Genomic DNA, 17704 nt, shown 5'->3' with positions numbered 1-17704 from the left:
CCTTGGACGAACGCCTCGGTGCTCGCGTTTGGTAGACACTATGGTATCAAGGCGCGATCACACATCGATCACATGCACGAAAAAGAGCCGCGCCTAGAGACCGACCGTCGTAGCGCCACGCATCGCTGCCATGGCGTCAGTATCTGAGCCCTCGTGTGACAGTCACGCGCCCGTGGTAGATGTCCGTACCGCTGGATCGACCGGAGAGGAGGACCGAGAAGGGTTGAGTCCGCGACGCTTCAGGTATCTGCCCGGTGCCGTGAAGGACCCCGTCGAGGTAACATTCCGCGATCCCGTCGGGGCGTACGACGATTGCGGCCTGAAACCAACGTTCGTGGATCGCCTGGAGCTCGAGTCTCCCGGTCCTTAGCTCTGGTCCCGAGACGCATCCGCCCCACTGCGCATCGGCAAACACAGGGCTCGGCCCACTCAACCCCAACGCTATCGTCCCCCTCCCGAACAGTTCGTCGTCAATGGGCGCCGCGGAGCTTATTAGGCCGAGCGCCCAGTCTTGGAACGGAGCCCCGGTAAAGCGCACCCAGCCCTCAGCTTCGACGGTGAATCCTGACTGACCAGCTGCGAAACGGTCCAACGAAGCAGCGCCGCTGTGGTGGTTGTAGTCGCCGCGATTCGCGAAGGCCGCCTGTCCGTCCGGCACGCCTCGGTCAACAACCTCGGGGCGTGGGTACCCGATCGGACGCCATCGCGCCAAGTCCAGCCCGTGACTCCAGTCTTCCTGGAAGAGGGTGTCCACCGGGGCAAAAGCCACGATAACCGCCACTGTGTCCGCCCGAAAACCTCCGGCACTCACCAAGACGCGGGTCGTCCCCGACGCCCGGCCGCGCACGAACCCAGCTCCATCGACCCGGGCCACCGACGTGTCGACGACCGTCCACCTCAGGTTTGTCGAAAGAACGTCTCCAGACGGTGCACGCGCTGTGGCTTGTAACTGCGTTCCGTGTCCGGAGGTGAGCGAAACGATCTCGGAGTCGATCGAAACCCGCGCGACGTACCTAGGTTCGTCGCCGGTCCACCGGGTTGCCGTGAATTGCTGCGGGAGTTGCACCGCCACGAACGGCCCGCTGGTACCATCTGCCGAGATGATCTGGAGCGTCCAGCTATCGTCCCGGGGCGCGACGAACGCGATCCATCGGTCATCGGGGGACCAGAGCAACTCCGCGTTTGCACTCCGTTCGAGCAGACGGACCGTCCGCAGCTCATCGTTCTGCAGATCCATGATGTACAACGCCGATTGTGCGGACCCGTCGTCCGGTGAGATCGCAGCCACGTGGTCGCCCTGAGCCGACAGTCCGGCGCTTGCAACAATATCCGGCAAGCCGAATCGGCTCGTGAGGTCCACGCGCTCCTCCCCACCCACCTCATGTAGCCAAAGGCTGCGGTGCCCCAAGGAGTCCCTGAAGACCAGCAGATGGGTCCCCAAAGGCGACCAAATAGCCTCGTGATCCTGATACTCGGTGTGCGTCAACTGTCGGATGTCGCGACCCAAGGAGTCGAGGAGGAATATATTGGACTTGTATTGTTCGGGGCCGGCCCTCCACCCCCGGTGGACGGCGAGGAGTGCGCCATCCGGGGACCAGGACCCGGCCCCCGCGTAATCGTCACTGGATCCGTAGGATATCTGAATGGTGTCCGCTCCCTCGATGCGGAACAGCTTCGCGTGTGTCTCACCTCGCTCGGTCACCCATTGCTGCACTATGCGAGGTCCGAAGCCGGCCGGGGGCGCCTCGATGATGGACAGCGACCCAGGTTCCCCGAGACGTGAGGCCCACACGATTTCGTGGGTCGGTCCCGCAATCGTCGACGTGCCCAGGTAGATCACGCCCTGACGGTAGTCCTCGTCGGGCCCGCCAATGATCGGCCGCAAGTAGGCGCCTGCCAGCAGGCCGAAGGCCAAAGACGCCGCGCCCACCACCCCCACCGTGAGCCTGCCGCGGAACGCGGATCGCCCCGAGCCCAGAAAGGGCATCATCCAACGTGGCGTCTCACCGGGCGGAAGAACCCGCGGTGCGTGCGCGGCCGCAAGATCCAAGTGAGACCGCAACGACGCGGGCGCGGCTAACGCACTCGCGTCACCGGCGGCCTGCAGTGCGTACCGACGAGCACGATCCGGATCACCGGCCTGATCGAAGTGATGCACGAGCCGTGCGGGTCCACCAGGGCGTTTCGCCACACCCAAATCCTCGAGGGCAAGACCGACCGCCTCGTGGAGTGCCCGTCGCCGCTCATCGGGAATGCCCTGGTAGACGTGGCGACGCAGCTCGTCGTGCATGAGATCATAGCTGCCGACACGGGTCCGCCGGACGAGGCGTTCCTCCTCCAGCACCGAAAGCGCCAGTCCGGCTCGAGGCTCGGAGATATCAACGGCACAAGCCAAGACCTCGACCGTCACTTCTTCGGCCGCGACGGCCAGGACCTCCACGCACGCCCGCATCCAGGGTGTGAGGCGTTCGATCCGATCTGCGAGGAGCTTCCCGAGCGTGTTCGGCAAAGCCCCGATCTCGCGATCACGTCCCCACGTCCAGCGGCCCTCACGCACGAACAGGACTCTGTCCCGGTCGAGGGCATCGAGCAGCTCCGATAGAAAAAGCGGATTCCCTCCGCTGTGTCGATGCAAGTGCGGGGTGACCGCCTGACCGGTCTGCACGTCGTCGAAGCTGCCCAGCTCATTGAGCAGGTCTTTCACCGCCTCGGAGGTCAGAGGCTCGAGGACGATAAGGTGAGCCAAGCGGGACTCGGCGAGTGAGCGGACGAAGCTCCTCGCAGCCGGACTAAGCTCGACCGGCCGGTAGGAAGCTACCAGGAGCAGGCGAGCATCTTCCAGCTGACTCCGGAGGAGGTGCAGGACTTCGAGGCTGGACGGGTCCGCCCAGTGGACGTCGTCGATGACCAAGAGCACAGGCGACCGCATGCAGATCGCCTCCAGGTAGCGAGCGAGCGCCCGGTGGAGACGCTGCTTTGCAGCAACTGGACTGTCCCTGCTGGCGAGGCGGGGCAGATCCGGGAATCGCTCGTGCAGCTCGGGGAGCACCCGTGCGGCTTCGGCAAGCCACGTACGGTCTAGATCGTCGAGGCCAGGGTGCTGTACGGCAGCCGCGAGCGCACCGGCGATGGCACCGTAGGGGACGGCCCCCTCCGGTTCGTAGCATTTCGCGGCGAGGGTGAGACCTCCTCCGGCCTCCACGCGGGCCGATAGCTCGGCAACGATACGAGTCTTGCCGAGACCTGCCGCCCCTTCGACAAGGACCGCGCCTGGCCTGGCGTTCTGAGCGGATTCCCACGCCGCCTCCAATTGGGACCACGGCTCCTCCCGACCCACGAAGGGGAGCTCCGCTCCGACGTCGAGAGCCCGCGAAAGGACGAACTGCTCGAGCTCTTCCGAATACCGCCGCAGCCCGTCGCCTGGCTGGTCTTCCTGACCCCGAAGTACTTGGACGTAGGCGGCATAACGTGCGACAGCCATCGCGTGCCGCCCTCGCGCGCTGAGCGCAGACATCACCAGGCGGACCGGCTCATCGTCGAAGGGCCGACGACTCGCAAGAACGTCTGCGATCTCGACGGCGCGGCTCGGTTCTCCGGCCGCGATGTGTCGCTCCGCGAGGCGCTGCGCGACGGACGACCAGGTCGTCAGGTATCGGGCGCGACGGGCCTCGACCCACTCGTCGAACTCGCGGGCGTCGGGAATCGAAAAGCCTTCGAGAAACGCGCCCAGCAGGAGGTCGTACGCTGAGGTGAGGTCATCGGACGCGGCGGCGGCCTCGCCTTCCACGCAGTCGAGTCGGGCGCAGTTCGTGAATTCCAGAGTCGGGCCGTCGAGGCGAACGAGGTCAACGTCGCCCGTGGCCGTGCGTAGCCGGTAGAGCGACTGGCTCAGCGCATGACGGGCGTCGCGCGACGAGCTACCCGGCCAGAGAAGCTCCGCGACGTGGTCGCGCTCTGCTCGACCGCTCGGAGAGAGCGCCACGTAGGCGAGTAGCGCGAGCGGCTTGCCAGCCTGCATCACAGCCGCGGAATCGTCGCGATCCCTGTATAGCGCGAAGCGCCCGAGTGTCTGGCACCAGAAACGTGGGTCCGCCGGAGTTGCGGCGAGGCCTACCCGAAACCTCTCGGTTACCGATTCGTCCATATGCACCAAGACGGGACTGCGAAATCGGCCCGCTAAGGAATGGGGTGTGCGCCGCAGCTGTCGGACGGTGACCTCAACGAAGCCATTGGGGAAGGTACGCGAGTTTATGCGCGACGGCGACCGACATCCGCACTGTGTAATTTTATCAACCACCGATCACACATCGATCGCACTCGCCTCACCGGACCCAGTGTGGCGAGCAACGCGACGAGCGCAGCGGCTCCGTACGAGTGGGTCGAGAACCGTGCGATGACGTAGGGGTCAGGAGTTAGGGCACAGGATCCCCTGTTCGCCATCTAGCGCAATTTAAACGCAAGCAGCCTGGGCGGACTCGCTCTCACTGTGAACGCGATGTACTGCTCGTCGTCGACCATGTAGGTCATCGGCGTGCCGAGAACGGGCGCCGGCACGTCGATGGCGCCGACGATCTCACCGGTCATCTTGTTGCGCGCGACCAACTGGGGCCCATCGTCGGTGCCTCCGGTCTCCATCCCCATGATGAGCAGCGTCTTCGTGAGCACCGGTCCGCCGGCGCGCGCGACTCTATCTCCGAGGGGAGGAAGATCCAGGTCCCTGAGCGCTTCGTGATTGCGGACGTCGTCTCCATTGCCGTTCGGCTGCATCCAGAGATGGTCGCCCGTATTGAGGTCGATCGCGGTGATCCTCGAGTACGGCGGCTTGAACAGCGGCAGGCCGTTGGGCATGCGGGGCCCACTGCCTGGGCCGCCGTGAGTATACCGGGCGCTCGCTTCGTCGCCGAAGACCTCCTGCGGCTCGTACAGGTGGATCATCTGGAACGTCGAGCGCGACGGCACATACAGGATGCCCGTCTCGGGGTCCACAGCCGAGCCGGACCAGTTGGCGCCTCCACCCGTCCCGGGCCGTAGGATCGTGCCTTGGGTCCCGCCCTCCTCGTGCAGCGAAATCGGCTCGAAGAGGGGGCCCCACCGAAAGGGCTGGATCGCTTCGATGGCCATCTGGCGAAGCTCCGGCGTGAAATCGATCAAATCATCGATCGACACACCCTGATACTCGAAGGGCGCCGGTTTCGTCGGGAAGGGTTGCGTCGGCCAGACCACCTCGCCGGGCACGTTGGTCTCGGTATCGACGCGTCGTTCCTCGATGGGCCAAACGGGCTCGCCTGTCAGTCTGTCGAAGACGTAGGTGAAGCCCTGCTTCGATATTTGGGCGATCGCCTTGATCTCCCTGCCGCCGACGTTCAGGTCGATGAGGTTCGGGTGCGTCGGGAAGTCGTAGTCCCACAGACCGTGATGGACCGCTTGGAAATGCCAGACGCGTTGGCCCGTCTCGACGTCGATCGCGATCAGCGACTCCGAAAACAGATTCGACCCGAGGCGGTGACCTCCATAGAAGTCATTCGTCGCGGTGCCTGTCGGGGCGTAGAGGAGCCCGAGTTCCTCGTCACCGGCGTAGGTGCTCCAAACGTTCGTATTGCCGGAATACTCCCACGAACCGTCCTCCCAAGTGTCGACCCCGAGCTCGCCCGCCTGCGGGACGGTGTGGAACGACCAAAGCTCCTCGCCCGTGCGAACGTCCCAGCCGCGTATCCAGCCCGGGACCGCTTCCTTGGTGATCCTGCGGTCGGCGATGGACACGGGTGTGACGACCACGTTCCGAATCACCAACGGAGCCGACTGCACTGAATAGAGCAGGGCGTTCAGGTAGTCTCTCTCTCCGCGCGGCGCCCGGGGAAGCGTCTCCGTCAGGTCCACACGCCCGTTCTCGCCGAAGTCTGCGCAAGGCCGTCCCGTCTTCGCGTCGACGCACAGGAGGTAGCCGTTGCCGGTTCCCCAGTAGACCCGTTCATCGTCCGCCCCGTCCGTCCAATAGGCCACGCCGCGCTGATTATAGATCACCGTCATCGACGTAGTGCCGTCTTCGTAGCTCTTCGGATTGTAGACCCACAGTGGTTCGCCCGTCTTCGCATCCAGGGACACGCCGATCGACAGCGGCGTGTTGAAGAAGAGCCTGCCTCCCACCATCAAGGGCGTCGCTTTCAGGTTCACGATGAGTGGGTGCGCGTCGCTCCGCCACAAATCCGGCGTCTGTTCCTGAAGAGCATCGAAGATGTTCACGGAACTGGAGGTCCACTCGCCGCCCGCCAGTTCGGTACTCAGCATGGCGTCGACTGTCGTCCAACTCCAAGCCTGCTCGAGGCGGCTGAAATTGTCGGCATCGATCTGGTCCAACGGCGAGTACTTGGTGCCGCCCACGTCACCTCCGTAGCTGCGCCATTCTCCGCCGCGCGTGCCGTATTGCGCCGTGGCGGGCGCAGCAACGCACACGAGCGCCGCCAAACCCGCCGCCACTGCGCGACGGAATACCCAACTGTTCTTCATCTAGTGCTCCCTCGGCGGCTAGTGCTCCCTCGGCGGCGCCAGGCTCTTGATGTAGTTGACGAGGTGCCAGATGTCCTCTTCGGGGATCTGGTCGTCGTAGCCCTGCATGTCAGCCGACACGCCGTCCTTGATGACCAGGAAGATCTCACCGTCGGTTTCGCCATGCTGCCACACCGCGTCGGTGAAGTCGGAGGGCACGCCACCGGCGTGTGACATGTCACCGTCACCCTTTCCCGTGTTGCCGTGGCACTGACGGCAGTCGAAGACGTAAAGTTGGCGCCCAGTGGTGACCGATGCGCGTATGGCATCGACCGGATTGATCAGCGCCTGCCCGGCCGGATGCTTATGGGGTTCCGCCGGGTGTTCCTGCGCACCACACACTCCGGGTACCCCGACGGCCACCAGGATCAGGCAGACGAGCCTCACTACGTTCATGCAAGTCCCCGCTGTGGACGGCCACGGGACTCCTGGCCGGTTTCAGTCCTGCGACACATCGTAGTTCTCCCAGAGGTACTCCGGGTAGTAGCTGTGAAGGTGCAGGTAGACCTCGTGCATTAAGTTCACCACGCGATTCGCCGCGTAGGCGTGATGCCCGCGCCGGGCGACCACCTGTAACCGCATCTCGCCGCGCCGCACAAAGGCCGACACGCTGGCGCGGGCCGGGTCGATACGTCGATGCTCGGGCAGCGAGTCGGCCGAGCGGTCCTTGACGAACGTCTTGAGCGCCCGTGCGAGCGGCGTCCGCGCGGCCACGTTGGGCAACGCGTTGAGGAAGACGAAGGTGCCCGTTCGGGGCTCGTACTGGAGGTCGTACGGATGCCGCGCCAGCCAGGAAAACCGAAACACGATGCGCCCCAACCGGCCCGGCCGTTCCGTATATCCGCGAAAGACACCGCGATCGGCGTACGCTTTCAGGCATCGACGGACCGCGCTCACACCGCCTCCCGCTGCCAACCGCGGCGCCTCGCCTCGATCTCGTGCGCCCACGCTCTTACGAACGACGCCGCTAGTGGTAGTAGGACATGACGCCCGGTTCGATCTTGCCGAGGAAGCCGGGCGGCTGCGAGCGCAGCCAGAATTCCTTCCGCGCCTGGACGTTGATCACGGCCGGCCGACTCTCGTCTCGGGCTACTTGATAGGCGCGCTCGAGCGCCGGCGTGAACTCCCCCGGGGTGGTCACATACTCGCCGTGACCGCCCAACGCCTCTGCCATCTTGTCGTAACGGACGTTCTCCTGGAACAGATGGACCGGTAGCCCGATCTGGTTGTTCTGTTGACCCTGCCACGTCCCCCAGGCGTTGTTGTTGTACACGATGATGACCACCGGCAGCCGATGCTTCGACAGGGTCTCCACCTCCATGCCGGTGAAGCCGAACCCGGCATCGCCTGTGATGGCGATCACGGGATGCCCCTCATAACCAGCCTGCGCGCCGACTCCATCGCGCACCGCGGCGGCCACGCCGACGGCGTAGCCGACATCGGGCCCGATCGCACCGTACTGATACGCTCCGTTGATGATCTGTCCCGGCCGATAGGCGCGCAGGTAGCGACGCGTGTAGCGGGCGATGCCATAGCCGCCCTGCATGATGGTCGTGCGATCCTTCGGCAGGTCGCCACGGTGGATGAAGTCGGCCAACTCCTTGCCGATCACGGCGGGGTGCACCGCATCGGTGTAGCCCAGCCCGGTCTGGTAGTACTCCTCGTTCTCCGTCTCGAATGCCTGGCGCGCGGCGGCGATCTCTCCCACCCACTCGGCCCGACGCTGTCGCGGCACCGCCGCCGTCAACGCCTCGAGGGCAGCCTTCTCGTCACTCACGATCCCGAGGTCGATGGGAAGATTGCGCCCGATGTCCTCGGCCGCCGGATCGATCCGGATGTATCGGGTATCGGGACCGAACGCGAACTCTCCCAGCGTCGGCATGCAGTACTGCCCGACCAGCAAGACGACGTCTGCGCTCCTGAGAGCCCCCGGAGCCGCACACGCGGACAGCTCGTGATCGGCCGGGAACTGGCCCTTGGTCGCTCCAGACTCGACGACCGGAATGTGAGCCTTCTCGGCGAGCTCGCGCAGCGCGTCCCACGCCCGACCGTAGAAGACACCGTTGCTCGACACGATCATCGGCCGCTCGGCCGACCGCAGCATTTCCGCCGCCGCATCGATCGCTGCGGGATCCGGATGCGGCTTCGTCTCCGTTCGATACTTGGTATTCTCGAAGAAATACTCCAGCTCGCTGGCGTCGTCGAACCTGGCGCGCGCCACCTCCGACGGGAAATCGAGGTGGACCGGCTTCGGCACGCCGCTCTTGAGCTGCCGAAACGCATAGCCCGCGTATTCCCAGACCCGAGCGGGCGTAATCATCCGCTTGCCGTACTTACGCAGGCCCTCGGTGGTGGGCTGCTGGTAGGCGTCCTGGATACCCTGCTCCGAGTCCTCCGCGAACACCGACTTGTTGCTGGCGAGCACGAGGATGGGCGACCGAGCCGCGTTGGCGGTGGCGATCGCGCAGATCATGTTGGTGAACCCGGGCCCCTCGGTCCCCGAGGTGGCCGCGACCTCGCCCGTCGCCCGGCAAAACGCGTCGGCGGCATGGCACATCGCTCCCTCATGGCGCCCGCCGTACGTCGGTATGCCCGTGTCGGCAATCGCATGGACCACAGGGTAGTTGCCGGGGCAGCAAAAAAGCGCCTTGACCCCCTCCTCGTGGCACGCGCGAGCAAACACTTGCGCGCCGGTCATCGGGAAGTCGATGTTCGGCAAGCTGGCCTTCTTGGCCGCCTCGAACTCGGGGGGAATGGTAATCGGCTCCGCGTCGGTCTCCTGGGCGCCAATCCCGACGCCGGTGGTGCCCAGCGCGGCGGTGGCCCCCGCCCCGAGCACGGCACTCTTCACGAAGGCGCGGCGTGAGGGGTGAGCCGGAGCCGCTGACGATTTCTTGGTGGTCTTGCGCATGGACTGTCCTCCGTCGGCGACGCTACCTGTCCGCCCCAAGCACGTCAATGGCCGAGGCGCATCGCGCCCAGGGCCCACAATGACATTGGCGACGGCGACGTGGGGCGTCGAGTAGTCCTGCGGTGAGGCAGCTAGTTGACAGCTCTGATGCGCGTTCATAGAATGAACTATATGAACGCACCTTGGAGGAGTCGTGAAACACCTCACCATCAGAAACCTGCCGCCCGACGTCGCGGAGGCGTTGAAGCGCGAGAAGCGCCGCAGGGGCGAGTCCCTCAACCAAACCGTGATCGAGCTATTGAGCCAGGGACTCGGTGTGGGAGAGCCCCGCTCCAATGGCTTGGCGCGCGTCGCGGGGAGGTGGAGCGAGGACGAATTCCGAGAGTTCCAGCGTGCCGTCGCCTCCTTCGAGGAAGTCGATCCCGAGCTCTGGAGATGAGCCGCTACTGTCTCGACACGTCCGCTTACAGTCACTTCCAAAGAGGGGACGACCGGGTCATCGAGATCCTGGACCGTGCCGAGTGGCTCGGCGTGCCGGTCATGACGCTCGGCGAGTTGCGCACCGGCTTTCTTCTCGGTAGTCAGGCCGAGGAGAACGAGTCGAGCCTCAGAGAGTTCCTCGCGAACCCCGTGGTTGAAGAGCTTCCTGTCGACGGGGACGTCAGCCGCCACTACGCCGAGATCGTGGTCGATCTACGCCGAGCAGGCACGCCGATTCCCACGAATGACATCTGGATCGCCGCCACGGCGGCGCGCTTCGGGGCCCTCGTCCTCACGTACCGCGGCCACTTCCGGAACATCGGGAGGGTCGGTTCAGTCATCCTCGACGGGTAGGGTTGGCCGCCGCGAGGATCAGACGTGTGGCCGAACGACCTCGACGACCCTGCGGGCTCCGGTACGAGCTTCTTCCGCATCGTCTCGGGAATAGAACCCGGACGGCGTGAGGTCCTCGGCGCCGCAGAACGCCAGCTCTCGGTCGCGCCGGAGCTGTCGGGAGATGCCCGCCAGTGCTTCGAGGTCCGCCTGGATCTCCAGGGGTAAGTGGTCGCGCTCGGCGAGGAGGACCCCCGAGACGTCATGAATCCTCGGCGGGTCGATCCCCGAGACCCGCAGCAACGCCTTGAGCGTCAACTCGACGATCGCCTGGGACTCCCGGACGACGTCCGCCCAGCTCTCGCCGTCGAAGAGGACGTCGAGGGAGCGGAGCCGTACCGAGGAGCGGCGTAGGTAGTCACGCGCGAGATCAGGATTTCGCATCAGCGGGCCTCCACCCAGTATGGTTGGCCCTGTGCCCGGCGGCGCACAAGGTGCTGATCCAGAATCCGTCGTCGGATCCGAGCGAGCAGGCGAGAGAGCTCGAATTCCCGCTCGAAGAGGACGATGCCTTCCGTGGCGACCTCGGCCCACACGCCGGTGATCCGGCCGTCGTCGTCCGGCACGTGCACGAAATGCGGCTCCAGGGGGTGGGATCCCCAGTGCACCCTCGGAGAGGAAGGTGAGGCAGTGCCTAACCGCCCTCCCATGCGGCGAGCAATTCGGGGACATACTCGCTGAGTACGGTCCCTGACAGCACACCGAGAGTTTGGTTGGGCGCTGGCGACGTTGGTGATGATCGCGGCGTGGCTGGTGCCGGTCGCGCACTGTTCTGGGCATCAAGTGATCGAAGGAATCCCTGGTGTTCGACAGGCGGAAGGAGCGACGCGGTATCGGGTGTTCGCGACTATAGTTCGGGAGTCAGCCGTTACAGGGCATTCCTGAAGTCGGGCAGGTCGTGGCTGTAGAACCGTGGCCGCGAGACAAGGCACACTGCAGGTCCCTTGCGACAGAGTCGTGAAGCGGCCTCGTCGCGCGTATTCAGCGACGAGCCGGCCTCGCGGCATGATCAATAGTTGAGTGGAACCCCAATAACGTTCGGATAATGACACGAATCGACTCGCCACGCCTCGTCCGTCTGCTCAGGTCTTTGGTAGTGACCGGGGTGGTGGCGGCCGCCATCGTATCACCAGCGAGTGGCCAGCGCAGCTGGCTCCGCTCGGTGGACGGGTGGGTGTCTTACACCTATTCGAATGAAAGACTTCCGGGTGAAGGGCTCCGAGTCAGAAGTGTCGCGGTCAATCCGACATCGGCACCTCTCTCCTTGCCGTTCTCGTTGTGTGAGAAACTCAAGAATGAATACTCGCTCGCCGCCATGGCAATTCGGTGCTCTGAAGAAACGGACCAACTTGCGCCAGGTGACTCGGCTTGGGCGGAGCTTGTGGAGTTGAGCCAACCTCCTTCGTCGCGCGTGCAATTCTCCCACCCGTTGCGGGTGCCTTTCGTTGTCGACGTAGAGGCCGAGGGCGTGAGGCCCGAGATCGTTGAGGAGGTCGTCTCGCAAGCGGTCCTGGCGGACCGAGGCTTCATGCCGATTCCGGCGACACGGCTGGGCGCGGACGCCTTGTCTACGCATAGCCCGTATCTTGACCTACGGCTCACCCGAGATGAGTCCGGTGCTTTCTGGGTCGGCATCTGTTGGCGAGGTGCTGGCGGACGCGTGGTTCAGGGCGAGTGTGACACTCCATCGCGCTCGATCTTTGAGTCCTCCGAGTTCGGCGTTGGAGCGGAGGTTTTCACCCTGGTTCAGAGAGCATTGCAGTCGTACCCGCGGTCGCCGGGCCTCTGAATCGGCACCATGCCTGGGCGGTGTGGGAACGCCCTATAACGCCGCGCTCCCGCTCGGGCCCTCAGTTACGCTTCGCTGATTCAGCGGGTGGGGCGTACCATGAACTACGGGCCCGGCCCTTCGGGGCATCACTCTGGTGAGCACTGACATGCTAAAACCTCCGCGTCGGGAGCGCCTTATCCGTTACCAGAAACTCCCGATGAGCGTCCCAGGTGTACATGGAACCATCGAGGAGGGGACCGTATACTGGATACGCACAACATCTCTTCAGAAGCAGAGATTCTTGATGTCCTCGTCGGTCCGCGCCCTTGAGGCGGCCGCACTCCTCCTCCCTCCGGGGGACCGCGCGAAGCTCGCCCAACGTCTGCTGTCCAGTCTGGATCGAAACCCAAAAGTGGAGGCAGCGTGGGACGAGGAAATCAGACGCCGCGTCGAGGCGTTCGAGGCCGGACTCTACGAAGAGATCCCGGCGGAGCAGGTCTTCGCGGAGGCTCGGGCGCGTCTAGAACGATAGGTGCGAGTCAAGTTCCTCACCCCGGCGCGTCTGGACCTCATGCGCGCCGTCGAATACTACGAGGAGGAGTCTCTAGAACTCGGGCGGGACTTGATCCTCGATGCGAATGAGCGAGTGACTTGATCTCTGAGTTCCCGCGGCTGGGTGCTCCAGGGCCCAAGGGGACCCGAAGTATGCATCTCCACCGGTTCCCGTATTCCATCGTATACAGGATTGGAGCCGACGACGTCATCCGTGTATTCGCCCTGCAGCACGGGCGTCGAGACCCGGAGTCTTGGCACGATCGCCTTTGAGGTGGGGAGCATCTGGTAACGCCGCTCTCCCGCTCGGGCCCTCAGATACGCTTCGCTGATTCAGCGGGTAGGTTGTACCATGACCAACGGGCCCGGCTCTCCGGGACGCTCCGCCCAGCGTACGTACGATCGTGACACACTCATACGTATATTGATCGCCGGGCTCCGCGTCGGGAGCGCCTTGTCCGTTCTATGAGAATTCGTACGAACCGGTCGGCCTCGGTGGTGGTACGCGTCCCGCCGGCCCATGCTCCTGCCCGCGCAAGCGTTCATCTTCTACTCGAGAGGGGTTTCCGCGGCAGCGGACCGGTTGGAGGCGTTGGAGCAGGGTCAGGTGGACCCGAGCCGTCCAATGTTGGTGAAAATGGTCAAGCAGTACCGACGCCCACTGGTCACGTTCTACCTCCCAGAGCCGCCTCGGACAGGAGATCGTGGCCAGGATTTTCGAACCCTTCCGCCGGACTACTCTGAAGGCGATGAGGCGGTAGGGAGAGCTTCTGCCGTTCATCGGGTCGGCCGTGGATTTGCCCTGGCAGACGAGGTCGCTCCCTTCGTTGTGATCAATCATCAAGATCATCGAGGCGCTTGGTCCTTTACTCTGCTCCATGAGTTGACCCATCTGTGGCTTGGCGAGACCGGTGTGAGTGGAGAGCTACACTCGCCGTCCTCGTCGGTGACTTCGCGTCGGAGCGGAACGTCAGTCACTCGATGGTCGCCTACAAGCTCTTCCGGCTCGACATGATCGACCGCCCAGTCTGGATGAGTTTGAGTCGGAACTTCAGAGATCGCTGGATCGAGGAGCGTGAGTTTCGTCGACAGCGTGCGAGCGATAGGTCTGGGGGTCCTGACTACTACCAGGCACCTCCTGGCGCACTACGGGGGACGCGCTTGGAAGCCGGCTTGCCTCCTACCGGCCGGACGACGACGTTCCGACGGGTTCCGCGCGCGGGGCCGTCGATTTCCGTCTCGTACCACCGGAAAAAGGTAAGAACGAACTGTACTATGGGCAGGCGCCGCAGAAAAGCACGCGCCCGCGGACGGCGGCCGCGAAGGCAGTCGGGCTCCGGGAGCCAGGTCAGCCAGCATCTCACCGAAGCCGTGCGCCGGGGGCAGCGTGGTGAGATCGGGTCGGCCCTCCGCTTGGCCCGCAAGGCGTTCGATGCGGCGCCGTCACCGGTCGCGCGTGGACGGGCCAGCCAGGTGCTGGGGGAAGCCCTCCTCCATACAGGGTTGGCGGCGACCGACCCGACGACGGCGCTCACCCACCTGACCGAAGCCCTCCGCCACGATCCCGATTCATCCCGCCTAGGATTCTACCGTGCGCTGGCGCTACTCGCAGTCGGGCGAACCGAGGAAGGCCGGACGGCACTCGAGGGGAGCATCGATGCCACGGATTGGGAGCCGCCCATGGGTGGCGGCGAGTATGCGCGCCAGCTCGCGCGAGTGGCGGCGGGCGAAGCGTGGAGCGCCGCGGGGCTGTCCGAAGCCGAAGCCGCGGATCTCCGATCGCTATGGGACTTCAGGCCCACTGACGCCCGTGCGGGGCAGAGGGAGCAGCCTGACCGCGCGTCTGCGCAGACCACCCTGTTTGATGAACCACCAGGGCCGGCGTGGCGGGCGCTCCTGGCCCTGAACGCGGACCCGCGCAGCGCACCCGTGGCGGAGCTGGAGGAGGCCGTGGCCGCCGTACCGGAGCCCGCTCGACCCCGCCTCCACTACTACCAGGGCGTGGCCGCGCTTCGGCGAGGTGAGCGTGAGCAGGCCATGGAGCTGTGGCTGTCCGCAGCCCGCACTGAGCAGGAAATGCCGTGGCTCCAACGGAACCTGGGTGCCCTCCTCCGTAAGAAGGCGATCGAGCTCGCGCAAGCAGGCCAGTGGCGCGACGTGGTACAGCTTGCCGCACGCGTCCCACCCGGGGTGGAGGACCGCATCCTGCCCGAAACGGCCGCGCTGGCGCACGACCACCTGGGTCATGAGGCCGCCCAGGCCGGCCGTTGGTCCGATGCGGCCGGCCACTGGCGCGAAGCCGAGAAGATGCACCCCCGGCGCGCGCTGGCGCAGAACCTGGCGCTGGCCGAGGAGGCGCTGGGCCGCTGGTCCCGCGCCGCCGAAGCCTGGAGGGCGGTGGCACGCCGCCGCCCGCGTAAGCCGGACCATCCCGACTATCTGTCCGACGCCGAGGTCGCCGCGCTGTGGGCTCACGCGGCCGATTGCTACGAGCGCTCCGAGCGCGAAGAGCGGTCCGAGCGCGACGGGTTCAACGGGCTCTACGGGCGCTACGAGCATTCCGAGTGCGAGGCCGCGGCGCTAACCTGCGTGGAGACCGCCCTCAAGTACGCGCCGGATGATGTGGAACTCCGCCTCAAGCGGGCGGACCTCCTGCTCGCCCGCGACTCCGTGGCTCCCGCCGAGCAGGAGTTGGAACGGCTCCTCGAACTCGATCCGCGTCACACGGATGCCCTTCGTCTTCGCGCCAACCTGGAGGATGCGAAGCCGCACGCGGACGGGGCGTCCCTGTGGCGCCGGTTGCTCGAGATCGCTCCCAGCGACGCCGAAGCGCGCGACAGCCTGGCGGAGAGCTACGTGGCACGGCTTGTGTCGAAGACGGCGGTGTGGTGGAGCGGAGCGAAGCCGCGTCCGCTGCGCGAACAGATTCGCGTGATTGAAGAGGGACTAGGGGAGGTGCCCGACCACCCCCGGCTCCTCACGGTGCTGGGGCAGCTCTACAGGACGGACGAAAAGCACGAAAAAGCGCGCGAGACGCTGCTCCGTAGCCTGGACGTCGCCCCCGGGAACGCGAACGTCGCCGACACCGTCCTACACGAGTTGCTGCACATTCCGTCGGTCGACGAAGGCACGATCGAGGAGGTGATGGCTCACGCTCGGGCCCTTCCCGAGCTACAGCCGGAGTTCTGGGTCCATCAGGCCGAGCAACTGCTCGCGTGCGATCTCCCGGAGGTGTGGTTCGAGCGCTTTGTCGAGGAGGCGCTGGCCCTCGCCGGTCGGCCCGGAGTGCCCGACAGCCGGGCCACCGTGCTGTTCCGTGCCCACTCCATCGCCTGGGAGGAAGGCAGCTCCGAGCTGGCCGAGGGCCTGGAGGCGCGCATTCGCACGGAGGAGCCCGCGAGCGGCGCGGTAGAAGTCATAGAGGCCAGGCGCCGAATGGAGGAGGATGACCTGCGGGGCGCTCAGCGCCTGTTCCGTCAGGCCGAACGGCGAGCCCGCCGCGCGCGCGACTCGAGCCTGCAGACCCTCATCGCGGACGAGAGTATGGGCGGCGGTGAGATAGGGGACGTGTTTCACATGTTCGCAGAGATGTTCGAATGAGCCGCCGGATGCGTGAAGCCGCTCCCAGCGGCGCAGACCCGTACTCGGTACTCGGCGTCGGGCGGCGCGCGACCGACGCGGAGATCAAGCGCGCCTACTTCGCCCAGGTGCGGCTGCACACACCCGAGCGGGAGCCCGAGAAGTTCCAGGAGATCCGGGCCGCATACGAGCGGCTCCGCACCCCGGAGGCCCGAGCGCGGTCCAATCTCTTCCTCCTACAGCCTCCACCGGAGCTTCCTCGACGGCGTCAACCGGCCTTCGACTTACGCGTGCACTTCGAGGACGTGGCCGCGCTCGCCTGGACGCTTCTTTTGGCCCGGCTGGCCCCTGAGGAGGAGTTCAGTGAGCCCGCGCCGACTGAGGAGCGCGGTCGATGACCGGTCGACCCGAGTGGGAGGAGGTGGCTGGCGCAGATGCCACGCCCGAGTCGGAGGTCGCGCCTGGCACGGATGCAGCGGCTGGGACGGAGCGGGACCCGGCGCTGGAGACGCGCCGAGGGACGGAGACGCGGGCAGAGGCCCCGGAAGACCAGAGCCTCTCACTGCGCATGGCCACCAGGCTCGACCGCGTGGAGGTGCGGCTCGAGCGCCTGCTGGCCGAGGTCGCGGTGAGCGGTGAGCAGGTGCAAGCGCTGACCAGGCACCTGACGGCGCCCCGGACGGAGACGGAGTTCGAGCGGCGGCTCGCCGAGATGGTCACCGGGCTCGAGGACGTGCATCAGCAGCTCGATGAGCTCGCGGGCTCCATAACCAGGCTGAACCGGGTCCAGTTCAAAGCGAACACACTGCTGGATGCAAAGGCACAGGAGACGGAGCGGGCGTTGGCGGTGCTCCAGGAGATCGCGACGCGGCGTGACGAGGTGCGAGCCACCTGGGATGCCGACGAGGGCCGGCGTCTGAGTGAGCTGCGTGCGGAGGGGCGTGCCGAGATGGTCGCCGACCTGCTCCCCGTCCTTGATGGGATCGAGCGGGCACTCGAGAGTGGGACCGCACTCCTCGAACAGCGTCGGACCGCCAGCTCGGGCCAGGACGAGGAGGGAGGCGCGTGGCAGAAGCTGCGCTGGTTGTTGGGCGGAGAGTCCCCCGCACCGAAGCCGGCGGAGGCCGGGATGGCCGACGCGCTCGCCGCGTGGCTCGACGGTCTGCTCCTCGGGCGCGAGCGCTTCCAGGAGCTGCTGGCTGCTGAGGGCGTCGAGCCCATAGAGGCATTGGGCCGCGCTTTCGATCCGCGCCTCCACGAGGCCATGGCCATCGAAGCGCGCGACGATGTGGCGCCCGGGACGGTGATTCGCGTTCTTCGCCCGGGGTACCGGCACGGGGAGCGGCCCGTGCGCTTTGCCGAGGTGGTCGTTTCCCGCGGGTCCCCCGCCGCGGAGGCGGACGGAAGAGGAGTGGACACGCGTGACGGTGAGATCTCGCCCACGGCAGAACCGAGAAGCGAAGGAGACGAGTAGG

At 65.7% G+C, this 17704-nt stretch carries 15 protein-coding genes; 8 read left to right on the top strand and 7 right to left on the bottom strand.

Annotation, left to right across the window (positions count from 1 at the left end; translation table 11 throughout):
* Positions 1–136 precede the first annotated feature (136 nt).
* The 5 genes from IIB36_02660 to IIB36_02640 all read right to left on the bottom strand — a co-directional run bounded on the left by IIB36_02660 (position 137) and on the right by IIB36_02640 (position 9454).
* Entirely contained in the window at positions 137–4144 is a 4008-nt protein-coding gene (locus IIB36_02660) for an AAA family ATPase (GenBank protein ID MCH7530646.1), read from the bottom strand.
* A 296-nt stretch (positions 4145–4440) separates the two neighbouring features.
* Complete coding sequence (locus IIB36_02655; protein MCH7530645.1) at positions 4441–6504, bottom strand: pyrroloquinoline quinone-dependent dehydrogenase; 2064 nt, start codon at positions 6502–6504, stop codon at positions 4441–4443.
* Between the two features lie 18 nt (positions 6505–6522).
* Positions 6523–6939: a c-type cytochrome gene (locus IIB36_02650; protein ID MCH7530644.1), complete on the bottom strand. Its 417-nt coding sequence runs from the start codon at positions 6937–6939 to the stop codon at positions 6523–6525.
* Positions 6940–6981: 42 nt separating this feature from the next.
* On the bottom strand, positions 6982–7440 hold the full coding sequence (locus tag IIB36_02645) for a hypothetical protein (protein MCH7530643.1): 459 nt from the start codon (positions 7438–7440) through the stop codon (positions 6982–6984).
* Between the two features lie 70 nt (positions 7441–7510).
* Entirely contained in the window at positions 7511–9454 is a 1944-nt protein-coding gene (locus tag IIB36_02640) for a thiamine pyrophosphate-binding protein (GenBank protein MCH7530642.1), read from the bottom strand.
* A gap of 193 nt (positions 9455–9647) precedes the next feature.
* Between IIB36_02640 and IIB36_02635 the strand changes: the two genes are divergently transcribed.
* Together IIB36_02635 and IIB36_02630 are read left to right on the top strand one after the other, a co-directional pair.
* Complete coding sequence (locus IIB36_02635) at positions 9648–9893, top strand: hypothetical protein (protein MCH7530641.1); 246 nt, start codon at positions 9648–9650, stop codon at positions 9891–9893.
* Positions 9890–10288 (top strand): type II toxin-antitoxin system VapC family toxin, encoded by a 399-nt coding sequence (locus IIB36_02630; GenBank protein ID MCH7530640.1) that lies wholly within the window; start codon positions 9890–9892, stop codon positions 10286–10288. Before IIB36_02635 ends, IIB36_02630 begins: the two co-directional genes overlap by 4 nt.
* A gap of 18 nt (positions 10289–10306) precedes the next feature.
* On the opposite strand, the gene IIB36_02625 is transcribed toward IIB36_02630, so the two are convergent.
* A complete protein-coding gene (locus tag IIB36_02625) occupies positions 10307–10711 on the bottom strand; it encodes a HEPN domain-containing protein (GenBank protein MCH7530639.1) in 405 nt (134 codons plus the stop codon).
* Complete coding sequence (locus IIB36_02620; GenBank protein MCH7530638.1) at positions 10711–10899, bottom strand: hypothetical protein; 189 nt, start codon at positions 10897–10899, stop codon at positions 10711–10713. The genes IIB36_02625 and IIB36_02620 overlap by 1 nt, the downstream gene beginning before the upstream one ends.
* A gap of 1503 nt (positions 10900–12402) precedes the next feature.
* On the opposite strand from IIB36_02620, the gene IIB36_02615 reads away from it, so the two are divergent.
* The 6 genes from IIB36_02615 to grpE all read left to right on the top strand — a co-directional run bounded on the left by IIB36_02615 (position 12403) and on the right by grpE (position 17703).
* Positions 12403–12630: an addiction module protein gene (locus IIB36_02615; protein MCH7530637.1), complete on the top strand. Its 228-nt coding sequence runs from the start codon at positions 12403–12405 to the stop codon at positions 12628–12630.
* Positions 12631–12749: 119 nt separating this feature from the next.
* The gene (locus IIB36_02610; GenBank protein MCH7530636.1) at positions 12750–12923 is read left to right on the top strand and encodes a type II toxin-antitoxin system RelE/ParE family toxin; all 174 of its coding nucleotides are present in this window, start codon (positions 12750–12752) and stop codon (positions 12921–12923) included.
* A 247-nt stretch (positions 12924–13170) separates the two neighbouring features.
* Positions 13171–13665, top strand: coding sequence for an ImmA/IrrE family metallo-endopeptidase (locus tag IIB36_02605; protein MCH7530635.1), 495 nt, complete (start codon positions 13171–13173; stop codon positions 13663–13665).
* A 356-nt stretch (positions 13666–14021) separates the two neighbouring features.
* Positions 14022–16250 (top strand): tetratricopeptide repeat protein, encoded by a 2229-nt coding sequence (locus IIB36_02600; GenBank protein MCH7530634.1) that lies wholly within the window; start codon positions 14022–14024, stop codon positions 16248–16250.
* A gap of 8 nt (positions 16251–16258) precedes the next feature.
* Positions 16259–16627 (top strand): J domain-containing protein, encoded by a 369-nt coding sequence (locus IIB36_02595; GenBank protein MCH7530633.1) that lies wholly within the window; start codon positions 16259–16261, stop codon positions 16625–16627.
* Complete coding sequence (gene grpE, locus IIB36_02590; GenBank protein ID MCH7530632.1) at positions 16624–17703, top strand: nucleotide exchange factor GrpE; 1080 nt, start codon at positions 16624–16626, stop codon at positions 17701–17703. The genes IIB36_02595 and grpE overlap by 4 nt, the downstream gene beginning before the upstream one ends.
* Position 17704: the final 1 nt, after the last annotated feature.

This window comes from Gemmatimonadota bacterium (assembly GCA_022560615.1).
Taxonomy (GTDB): Bacteria; Gemmatimonadota; Gemmatimonadetes; order Longimicrobiales; family Gaopeijiaceae; genus UBA1138.
The sequence above is the reverse complement of the archived record's forward strand: the minus strand, read 5'-3'. Positions and strand labels throughout refer to the sequence as shown.

What these genes read in the sequence shown, in the direction of transcription:
- IIB36_02650 (MCH7530644.1), bottom strand. Translation starts at nt 6,939, where the DNA reads ATGAACGTAGTGAGGCTCGTCTGCCTGATCCTGGTGGCCGTCGGGGTA.
- IIB36_02640 (MCH7530642.1), bottom strand. Translation starts at nt 9,454, where the DNA reads ATGCGCAAGACCACCAAGAAATCGTCAGCGGCTCCGGCTCACCCCTCA.
- IIB36_02660 (MCH7530646.1), bottom strand. Translation starts at nt 4,144, where the DNA reads ATGGACGAATCGGTAACCGAGAGGTTTCGGGTAGGCCTCGCCGCAACT.
- IIB36_02625 (MCH7530639.1), bottom strand. Translation starts at nt 10,711, where the DNA reads ATGCGAAATCCTGATCTCGCGCGTGACTACCTACGCCGCTCCTCGGTA.
- IIB36_02655 (MCH7530645.1), bottom strand. Translation starts at nt 6,504, where the DNA reads ATGAAGAACAGTTGGGTATTCCGTCGCGCAGTGGCGGCGGGTTTGGCG.
- IIB36_02595 (MCH7530633.1), top strand. Translation starts at nt 16,259, where the DNA reads ATGCGTGAAGCCGCTCCCAGCGGCGCAGACCCGTACTCGGTACTCGGC.
- IIB36_02630 (MCH7530640.1), top strand. Translation starts at nt 9,890, where the DNA reads ATGAGCCGCTACTGTCTCGACACGTCCGCTTACAGTCACTTCCAAAGA.
- IIB36_02605 (MCH7530635.1), top strand. Translation starts at nt 13,171, where the DNA reads ATGCTCCTGCCCGCGCAAGCGTTCATCTTCTACTCGAGAGGGGTTTCC.
- grpE (MCH7530632.1), top strand. Translation starts at nt 16,624, where the DNA reads ATGACCGGTCGACCCGAGTGGGAGGAGGTGGCTGGCGCAGATGCCACG.
- IIB36_02615 (MCH7530637.1), top strand. Translation starts at nt 12,403, where the DNA reads ATGTCCTCGTCGGTCCGCGCCCTTGAGGCGGCCGCACTCCTCCTCCCT.